Genomic DNA, 9,449 nt, shown 5'->3' with positions numbered 1-9,449 from the left:
CGTTGTAGGTTAGGCCCTTGGAACGTAGGCGAAGCCTTCTCGAAGAGTAACCCAACTTATCTGGTTAGCTGGGATATTATAGGCTTCCTTGACCTGTTCCCGTGATGCCGAGGCTGATGGCGCCCAAGCGCAACGACGAACCCATATAGGATATCCATTGAGCCTATCCGTTCTTATCGGGTACTGGGAGACGATACTGACGAGCAATGTAATAGAAAAAGCGATAGTAATCAGCAAATTGTTCGCTCTCACAGCGTCCCTGCCAGTTGTAGCTTACATTGTCCTGGGTCAGGGTTAGGGTCATCAAACTGATATCAGAGTCAAGGTCTACCTGAAGTTTACCCGTTTCACCTTGTTCAGTAAGAAAATTCTGAGGTTGAGATGGATTGAGTGGTTGGGATGTACTCTCAGGTGATGGGGTTCCTAGTTCGGCAAATTCTGCCCATCCCCTAATCTCACAGTTGGGATTCTCCGGATCACGAAAGGCTCGACCATCAAGATTGTCGGGTATGGGAAAGGGTATCCAATTGTTGGGATAGAGGAACTCAAAGTTAAAGCGGGGGTTGCGGTAGGTGTTCCAGCTTTCTGGCAAATCCACATTAGTACCCTGACAGCTTACAAGTAAGACAGCCAGTGGCGCGATTCGAGCAATGAATTTCCAGGTCATTTGTCTTTAGTCATTTGTCTTTAGTCATTCGTCCTTTGTTCATGCATGGTTCATTGTTAATCCTCTTCCCCAGCTTCCCCAGCTTCCCCAGCTTCCCCAGCTTCCCCAGCTCCCCCATCTCCCCCATCTCCTCCAATCCGCCCGATCCGGCATGAGAACCGGACAATGTAAAGAAATATTACAAAAATGCCGTCATGCTGGCTTACTGTATTGACAGCCAAGGAGAATGGCGCTAATCTGACATACATACCCGGGTAAAACGATTGAAAATAATATGCAAGACAAGCAAAAAGTTACGTTGTATCTCCCACCAGGACTTCATCGCCAGCTCAAAATCCGAGCAGCCGTTGACTCAGACTCAATGTCGGCGATGGTCGAGAGAGCAATCGTATTCTATCTACACCACCCGGAAGTGGTAGACGAGGTAGAAGCATCCTACGGGAATACTCATCGGGTATACAATTGCCCCGAATGTTCTAGCTCAGTTGTTATTCAAGATGGAGATATGGTTGCCCTAAAAAATCAGCCCAGCCTTCTGGATGATGAACTGCCTGTCGAGAAAGTGCGAGAAGAAGTTAAATCCCGTACCGATTCTCATACCGATTCTCAGGGCGAAGAGGAACTTGTTCCTTGTTGATAATGTTACAAAAACAGCTAACTGCGAGAGTTCTATTAATGATGTTTGGGCAGTGGTTGTGCCGTCTCTAAGTAGGTCGATAGTCATGCAAGAAGAGATAAGTATTCTCATTCAAGCTCAATACCCTCTAATCTACCTGGTGACGTCAGAGGAAGAGCGGACAGAACGGGCAATAGCCATGATTGCTCAAAACAAGAATCAGCAACGGCGCGTATTTGTGTGGACTGTCACCCATGGGATTGTGGAGTATGGTCAATCACGCCACATAACCCAACACAATACAGTCTCTCCAGAAGCAGCTGTTCAATGGGTTATTCAACAAAAAGAACCTGGTATCTATATATTTAAGGATCTACATCCATTTATTGATTCTCCAGCAACAACCCGATGGCTGCGGGATGCGATCGCGAGCTTCAAGGCGGCTCAGAAGACGATTGTACTCATGTCTCCCATGCAGCAGGTGCCGATCGAGTTAGAGAAGGAAGTGGTGGTTATCGACTACCCCTTACCGGATTTAACCGAACTCAACCAAGTGCTGTCTCAGCAACTGGAAAAAACCAAAGGGCGTCGCACCACCACGGAAACCCGGGAGAAACTCCTAAAAGCCGCATTGGGTTTGACGCGAGACGAAGCAGAGAAAGTGTATCGCAAAGCCCAAGTCAAAGCTGGGCGTCTCACGGAAGCGGAAGTCGATATTGTGCTTTCTGAGAAAAAACAGCTCATTCGTCGCAATGGTATTTTAGAGTATATTGAAGAGGATGAAACCATTGATGCCATTGGTGGTTTAGAGGAGTTGAAGCGATGGCTGAAACAGCGATCGGGCGCTTTCACTGAACGGGCAAGAGAGTATGGTTTACCCCAACCCAAAGGGATGCTGATTCTGGGAGTTCCCGGATGCGGAAAATCTCTCATTGCCAAGACAACCTCTCGCCTTTGGGGACTACCGCTGTTGCGGTTAGATATGGGTCGGGTGTATGATGGTTCTATGGTTGGTCGCTCAGAAGCCAACTTGAGAAATGCCCTAAAAACAGCCGAATCGATTTCACCCGCCATCCTTTTCATTGATGAGCTGGACAAGTCTTTTGCGGGGAGCAGTGGTTCGGCTGACTCCGATGGTGGCACCTCTAGCCGCATCTTTGGTTCCTTCCTAACCTGGATGCAAGAGAAAACATCGCCTGTCTTTGTCATGGCGACAGCTAACCGAGTGGAACGGCTACCGGGAGAGTTTCTCCGCAAAGGTCGATTTGACGAAATATTCTTTGTTGACTTACCGAATAAAGAAGAGCGTCAGCAAATATTTAAGATTCATCTGAGTAAGCGGCGTCGAGATATAGAGCGCTTTGATATCGAACAGTTGGCGACAATTTGTGACGGTTTTTCCGGTGCAGAAATTGAGCAAGCCCTCATCGCTGCAATGTACGAGGCATTTGCACAAGACCGGGAATTCACCCAACTGGATATTATAGCGGCGATCAAAGCCACGCTGCCGCTTTCTCGGACAATGACTGAGCAGGTCACAGCCCTGAGGGACTGGGCAAGACAGAGAGCGAGACCTGCTGCAGCCTCCGTTGCTGAATATCAGCGAATGGAGTTCTAAAAGGCTTTCTCCTGCTCCCAACAGGAGGAAAGGCTAGCAAAAGTTTGCTAGCAGTTTCAAAAGACGCCGCAATTTAACCGCGGCAGACCCAAGAAAAAAGCTACGTTGTCGTTTGTTTTCTATCTCTACTGGAGGAAATCTAAAATGTCTCACTTTAGCACTCTGCGTACCAAGATCACCGATGCCGAAATCTTAAAGGCTTCTTTGAGCGATCTAGGTATTTCCGTTAAAACGGAAGCTGATGTGCGCGGCTATAACGGTCAACGTGTTCGTTCGGACATCGTTGCTGTTCTCGAAGGCGAGTATGACCTCGGTTGGTCTCGCAATGGCGATGGTTCCTTTGACCTGATCGCTGACCTGTGGGGTGTTGCTAAAAAGCACAACCAAACCGAACTGATCAACTCGATCAACCAGAAGTATGCCGTTAACAAGACCTTAGCAGAGGTCAAGCAACGTGGCTTACAAAATGCCAACGTTAAACTGGTGGTACAAAAATAGTCCATCAAGGCGTTCCCAAGCTTACGGGTTAACCAATTTATTTGGGGTTGACCCGTTTTTTCAAAAGGTTATAGAACAAATGTTCTAGTCTTTTCCATAAGATAATAACGGCGGGAAAACCTCTGATCCAGGGAGTTTCTCCGCCGTATTTTTGTATTGGTTTGGTTTTTGCGATCGCGTTCCGAACTGCAGTAGCCTTTTAATGGTGAAAAGAAGCACGCAGAGGATCGATAATCATGGTAAACACAAAAATCCGAGTATTAGCTCGTGTCGTCGCGCATCCGGGAAAAGAAGAGAAACTCAAAGCACTGCTGTTAGAAATTGTTGAGGCGACGCGCAAGGAATCAGGTTGTATCACTTACGAGTTATTACAAAGTCCAGCAATTCCCACGGAGTTTGCCTTTGTCGAAGAATGGGAAAGTGAGCAAGCTTGGAGGGTACATTTGGACTCGGCTCACATTCAGCAAGCGTTGTTAGAAGGCGAAGAGTTGTTCGCTTCACCGCCAGATATTCGTCATTATGTATTATTAGCTTAATCGTTCTGATTCGGGTAGGAAATGATTGATTAAGTTATACAGTAGAAAAAAACTGGGTGATCAGGATACCAACTCTCTACTGTATATTGACTTACAAAAAAGCGTATGTTTGAAGATAATGTCAGATCTTCTGAAGGGGCAAACTATAGTAAACTTGACGAACTGTTAGCAGCAGGGCAGTGGCGAGAAGCAGACGAGGAAACATTTACTATTATTCTGAAGATTACGGGTGCGGATAAACGCGGCTATTTAACGAATCAAGATATTCAGCAATTTCCTTGTCAGGAACTTCGGGCGATTGATCAACTGTGGGTTAAGTATAGCAGTGGTAAATTAGGTTTCAGTGTTCAGAAGCGGATTTATGAGCAATCAGGAAAGGATTTGATGGCATTTGCTGATCAGATTGGCTGGCGGGTATCTAATCGGTGGCAAAGTTACAATGAGCTGATATTTAATCAGAATGCACCAATAGGACATCTCCCTGGCGGTGGAGTGGTGGGATGGTTGGCGTGGGGAGATCTTCGTGATGATTTGTTTTCTCGTGTTAGTGCGTGCAATCTTTAGTATAAATGTCACGATCCAAGCTAGATCCCCGACTTCTTAAAGAAGTCGGGGATCTGTGTACCTCACTTACGAATGGGAGTTCTGACTAATGCACATCAGTACATATAAAGTCAAAAACTTTTCCTATCCCGCTGCTGTTTTATTCTCCACCGATACCTTAACCTGCGCCATAATTTTCTCCATCTGACTCACTATTTTATTCGCCTCTTCTAGATTTTTCTGATGAGCATGATCACTAAGTTGACGGGCTAAATCTGACATTGATTCCACCGCCACAGACGCACTAGAACCCTTGAGTTGATGCGCTTTATTCGCTAAAGTTACCCAATCTTGATCCGCCAAGGCTTGCTGGACTTGGGAGAGAAACGTTGACCCATCATTAATAAATCCTTTGACTAATTCCAACTGGAACTCTGGATCACCCCCAGAAATTTCCGATAATGCACTCCAATCCACGGGATCGACAGTCGCTTCCACCCTATCTTGGCTGTCTACCTGTTTGCTAGATTTTGCCTTATTTTCCTGTACTACCAATGACCATCGCTGTAACATGACTTTCAGTTCTTTTACCATCACAGGTTTACTCAGATAGTCATCCATTCCCGCCGCGATACATTTATCTCTATCCCCTGGCATCGCATAAGCGGTCATGCCAATAATTATGGTATGACGGTCTTTACCTTCTCGTTGCCGTAAAGTTTGCGTAGCTTGATAGCCATCCATCACCGGCATTTGACAATCCATTAACACAATGTCATAGTCATTCTCTGCCAATTTTTCCAGGGCTTTTTCACCATTTTCCGCAGAATCCCACTGATGACCCAGGAGGCGAACTTGGTGCTGGACTAATTTCAGGTTAATTGGCGTATCTTCCACTAACAAAATAGTTAGCGACTGCTGTGGTTCTGTGTCCGCTTTCAATTTTGATGTCTTTGCTGCTAACTCAGCAACCTCTTGTTGAAAATCCCATTTTTTGTTGGGTAGTTCCTCTTTCAGCGAGGTGGTATTTAGGTCGATATGTCCTTTTAGTTGCTCAAGGAGTTTCTCTAACTCCCCAACTAGCTTAGCGCTACTTTCGCCATTTTTTGTTCTCGCCTCATGTCGCAGTTGTTCGGCTACATCGGGCATGGTTTGCACGGCGACTGAGGAACTGGCACCTTTGAGTTGGTGGGCTTTATTGGCAACCATGACCCAGTCTTTATTCGCTAATGCCTGTTTTGCTTGGTTAATAAAGCTTGCGCCTTCTTTAATAAAGCCTTGGACTAACTCTAGTTGAAAGGCAGGATCACCTTCGGAGATTTCTTTGAGACGCTTCCAGTCCACGACATTAGAGAGTAGACTACTCGTGGATTGAGCCGGAGAGGGACGTTCGGGTTTGGGGGAGACGCCTTTGACCACGGATGACCATCGTTCTAATACGGGTGCTAAGTTTTTCACCATCACAGGCTTACTGAGATAGTCATCCATTCCTGCAGCTAGACATTTTTCGCGATCGCCTTGCATGGCGTAGGCGGTCATGCCAATCACGATGGTATGGCGGTCTGTTCCTTCTCGCTGGCGTAAGGTTCGGACTGCCTGGTAGCCATCCATGACGGGCATCTGACAATCCATTAACACTATATCATAGTCATTTTTAGCGATTTTGTCAAGGGCTTCTTGACCATTTTCTGCTGACTCCGATTCATGACCCAATAGTTGCACCTGATGGCGCACCAGTTTCAGGTTAATTGGTGTATCTTCCACTAAGAGAATTTTTAGGCAAGTGGGTTGGGGTGCAGGTTCAGACGGATCAGGGATAGCCGATTGGGTGCTGAAGAGGGTGGCGGGAATCTCAGCCGCCAGAATTTTCTGTAACGATTCCAGCAATTGAGATTCTTTCACTGGTTTAACTAAATAATCAGCAAACCCGCTTTTCAGCAAGGGTTGGGCGGAATCCCCGGCGTGCATCGAGGTCATTAGGACTAACTTGGTTTTTGCCCAATCCGGTTCAGCCAGAATCAACCGTCCTAGGGTTGACCCATCGATTTTGGGCATTTTCATATCCAGTAGCGCCACATCATAGGGTTTACCCGCTTCGGCAGAGGCTTGCATGGCATTGAGGGCAATAATACCATTATCGGCTTCATCGACTTCCATGCCTCTGGCTTCTAACTGATACTTGACAATTTGGCGATTAATTGGGCGGTCATCGACGATTAATACCCGTTTTCCTTGCAGGGATTCGGGGGAAATGGGTAAATTACTAAAGATGCGATCGCTCTCATTCTCCTGGGTACCCACCGCTACTTTACCAAAGGTAATTGTAAACCAGAACGTCGAACCCACACCCAGTTGACTCTCGACGCCAATCTCACCTCCCATCATTTCTACTAGTTGCTTACATATTGCTAATCCTAAACCTGTTCCCCCATATTTGCGAGTAGTAGAAGAATCGACTTGGGAGAAGGCTTGGAAGAGTTTTCGTTGATCCTCTGGGTTAATTCCAATCCCTGTATCCCGCACCGCAAATCGCAGTTGAATCTTGTCCTGATCCGGTAATTCCTGATCAACCGACACCCGAATTACCACTTCGCCAGATTCGGTAAACTTAATCGAATTACTCACCAAGTTTGCACAAATTTGGCGCAAGCGACCCACATCTCCGATGAGTCGTCGCGGTACATCCGTATCGACTAACAGCGCTAATTCTAAGTCCTTGGCTTCGGCTTGGGGAGAACACAAATCTAAGACATCTTCCAACGACCGATTAATGTTCAACTCATCAACATCAAGGCGCATTTCTCCGGCTTCTAGTTTGGAGAAGTCGAGAATATCATTAATTACACCGAGTAAATGTTCACCACTGACTTGCAAGGTTTTGACAAAATCCAGTTGGCGGGGATTAAGATCCGTCGTTAACAGCAATTCACTCATTCCCAACACGCCATTCATTGGTGTGCGGATTTCATGGCTCATATTTGCCAAGAATTGCGCTTTTGCCCGGGCGGCTTCGACGGCGGCTTCTCGCGCTTCCACTAATTTATTTTCATATTCTTTTCGTTCGGTTACATCTCGGTTCACTCCAATCGCCGCAATGGGTTTACCCAGGTCATCCCGCAACGGCACAACCACTGTTTCGCAAACCCCTTTATTACCATCTTTTCGGATAAATTCAATCTCCCGCGTCCAGCGTCCTTCATGGAGTAAACTATCCAGCATTTGTTGCGTTAGGGCGGTGGCTTCATCGGGTTGATAAACCATGCCACAGGTTTGTCCTAATACTTCGGTTTTTTCATAGCCAAAAATACGTTCTGCTGCTGGATTCCAGTCCAGGATATGACCATTTAAATCTGTGACAATAACACCGTCATAAATGGTTTCAAACATTAACGCTTGGCGGCGCAATGCCTCATCTGCCCGTTTGCGAGCCGAAATGTCTTGGACTAAGCAAACAATTCCTTGAATCCTGTGGGATGAATTTTTCATCACTGAAGCAGTCACTGACACGGGAACAGGAGTACCTGTTTTCGTAAAGAATGTGGTTTCGTACCGACCCAGAAAGCCACTTTGTTGAGAATCATTTGCCTGTAAATGGGCTAAAAAATTATCTTCTTTAAAGAAAGTTTCTAATGGTTGATCGCGTAGTTCTTTGGGAGAATAGCCGGATAAAAATAACGTAGCTTCATTAAAACTCTCAACTCTAATATTTTTATTCAGCACAATGAGTCCATCACTCAACGAACTGATAATATTATCGAGATAGGATTTAGATACCGTAGTTTCTTGGAGCTGTTTACTCATTTGATTAAAGGTATCCGCTAAGACACTTAGCTCATCTCTGGTTTGCACCTCAACATAAGTATCGAAGTCCCCTTCACCAATTTTGGAGGCGGCTTCTTTGAGCTTCACAATCGGCTTGGTGACGCGATCGGCTAAAACAATACCGAAAATAATTGATACGGCGACAACTCCAGTAATTGCTGTGAGGTTAATAATCAGTGAGTAAGTTGAGCTGCGATTTGCGGTTTGATTTTCTTCTTCTAGAGTATTCGTATGAAAGGTAATGGCTTGATCAACAACGGCTAAAAATTGGTCTTCCGCATTCTCTAACGCTTGCCGTTTTGCCAAGATATCAGTGCGTCGGAAGTTGGTGTCATCTAAGGCTAAAATTTCCTGGCTGATTTCTGCCAATAGCAGTTTACTGATCTTCAATTCCCGATAAAAGCTTTGAGCTTGAGCCGTGTTGGCAAAGGACTGAAATTCGGCTAAATACTGATCCAGATCCGCAACGGATTGTTGGAAGTCAACTTTGGCTTGTTTTTCCGGCTCCTCGTCTTGAGATGTTGACGAGGTGGTGGTCGATTTTCCTTCGATGACAGCATAACTATAGGCTTTATTGGTTAACCGTAAGGAGGCTGCCTTAATCTGATTTAATGCCACCAGTTGACGGGTTGTACTCTCAGTAATTTGATTAAATTGCTTATCTACATTTTTCTTCGTTTGAATTGTAATAATTCCCAAAACAGCGACCAGCGATGCCACCCCTAGAAAGCCTGAGATAAATTTGGTCTTCAGTTTCATAGCCGTCTCCCGTCACTATTTTATCCTTCGGATATTTATCAGAACATTCCGGATCATCAGGTGGCACAGTCTGACAAAGTTTTGCCAGAAGATTAATGTCACCTGCATGGGACGTTCTCTTCCACTGTAGCCGACACAGATGCAGACGGAAAGAGGAAATTGTTTGAATAAAATTAAGTAAAGGATGGGTGAATTTTTATTTGTGCCGATTAAATTTATTTGCTTTTTGTCCTTTATCCTTCGTCATTTGTCCTTGGGCAGGGTTTAAGGGATGTTTATATAAGTTAATGGAGTTGATGTGATTTCGACCAACTGAATTAGGTCAAGATTTGGTTAAAAGTAGGTTGGAGGAAAATAATCCTATTGGAGGGATTGACAGAGGCGGTGGTT

8 protein-coding genes are annotated in these 9,449 nt (G+C 45.5%); 5 read left to right on the top strand and 3 right to left on the bottom strand.

The window, feature by feature from the left end; genetic code table 11:
* Window positions 1-163: 163 nt before the first annotated feature.
* A complete protein-coding gene (locus tag ACLFWI_RS20280) occupies window positions 164-667 on the bottom strand; it encodes a hypothetical protein (protein WP_446414412.1) in 504 nt (167 codons plus the stop codon).
* A 56-nt stretch (window positions 668-723) separates the two neighbouring features.
* Window positions 724-915, bottom strand: coding sequence for a hypothetical protein (locus ACLFWI_RS20275; RefSeq protein WP_446414411.1), 192 nt, complete (start codon window positions 913-915; stop codon window positions 724-726).
* A 26-nt stretch (window positions 916-941) separates the two neighbouring features.
* Between ACLFWI_RS20275 and ACLFWI_RS20270 the strand changes: the two genes are divergently transcribed.
* From ACLFWI_RS20270 to ACLFWI_RS20250, 5 genes are all read left to right on the top strand, one after another.
* Window positions 942-1,304, top strand: a complete 363-nt coding sequence (locus ACLFWI_RS20270) for a hypothetical protein (RefSeq protein WP_446414410.1) — start codon at window positions 942-944, stop codon at window positions 1,302-1,304.
* Between the two features lie 85 nt (window positions 1,305-1,389).
* Window positions 1,390-2,901: a stress-responsive protein Ycf46 gene (gene ycf46 / locus ACLFWI_RS20265; RefSeq protein ID WP_006100306.1), complete on the top strand. Its 1,512-nt coding sequence runs from the start codon at window positions 1,390-1,392 to the stop codon at window positions 2,899-2,901.
* 144 nt (window positions 2,902-3,045) lie between these two features.
* Window positions 3,046-3,399, top strand: a complete 354-nt coding sequence (locus ACLFWI_RS20260) for a DUF1257 domain-containing protein (RefSeq protein WP_006100016.1) — start codon at window positions 3,046-3,048, stop codon at window positions 3,397-3,399.
* Window positions 3,400-3,635: 236 nt separating this feature from the next.
* Entirely contained in the window at window positions 3,636-3,935 is a 300-nt protein-coding gene (locus ACLFWI_RS20255; RefSeq protein WP_446414409.1) for a putative quinol monooxygenase, read from the top strand.
* Between the two features lie 105 nt (window positions 3,936-4,040).
* Window positions 4,041-4,499, top strand: coding sequence for a GUN4 domain-containing protein (locus ACLFWI_RS20250; protein ID WP_446414408.1), 459 nt, complete (start codon window positions 4,041-4,043; stop codon window positions 4,497-4,499).
* A gap of 123 nt (window positions 4,500-4,622) precedes the next feature.
* Here ACLFWI_RS20250 and ACLFWI_RS20245 read toward each other — a convergent pair whose 3' ends face one another.
* The gene (locus tag ACLFWI_RS20245; protein WP_446414407.1) at window positions 4,623-9,059 is read right to left on the bottom strand and encodes a response regulator; all 4,437 of its coding nucleotides are present in this window, start codon (window positions 9,057-9,059) and stop codon (window positions 4,623-4,625) included.
* Window positions 9,060-9,449: the final 390 nt, after the last annotated feature.

This window comes from Coleofasciculus sp., assembly GCF_046539235.1.
In the GTDB taxonomy this organism is placed as follows: domain Bacteria; phylum Cyanobacteriota; class Cyanobacteriia; order Cyanobacteriales; family Coleofasciculaceae; genus Coleofasciculus.
The sequence above is the reverse complement of the archived record's forward strand: the minus strand, read 5'-3'. Positions and strand labels throughout refer to the sequence as shown.

Excerpts from the sequence above, each read along its gene's own strand:
- ACLFWI_RS20280 (WP_446414412.1), bottom strand. The coding sequence starts at position 667 with ATGACCTGGAAATTCATTGCTCGAATCGCGCCACTGGCTGTCTTACTT.
- ACLFWI_RS20275 (WP_446414411.1), bottom strand. The coding sequence starts at position 915 with ATGTATGTCAGATTAGCGCCATTCTCCTTGGCTGTCAATACAGTAAGC.
- ACLFWI_RS20270 (WP_446414410.1), top strand. The coding sequence starts at position 942 with ATGCAAGACAAGCAAAAAGTTACGTTGTATCTCCCACCAGGACTTCAT.
- ycf46 (WP_006100306.1), top strand. The coding sequence starts at position 1,390 with ATGCAAGAAGAGATAAGTATTCTCATTCAAGCTCAATACCCTCTAATC.
- ACLFWI_RS20260 (WP_006100016.1), top strand. The coding sequence starts at position 3,046 with ATGTCTCACTTTAGCACTCTGCGTACCAAGATCACCGATGCCGAAATC.
- ACLFWI_RS20255 (WP_446414409.1), top strand. The coding sequence starts at position 3,636 with ATGGTAAACACAAAAATCCGAGTATTAGCTCGTGTCGTCGCGCATCCG.
- ACLFWI_RS20250 (WP_446414408.1), top strand. The coding sequence starts at position 4,041 with ATGTTTGAAGATAATGTCAGATCTTCTGAAGGGGCAAACTATAGTAAA.
- ACLFWI_RS20245 (WP_446414407.1), bottom strand. The coding sequence starts at position 9,059 with ATGAAACTGAAGACCAAATTTATCTCAGGCTTTCTAGGGGTGGCATCG.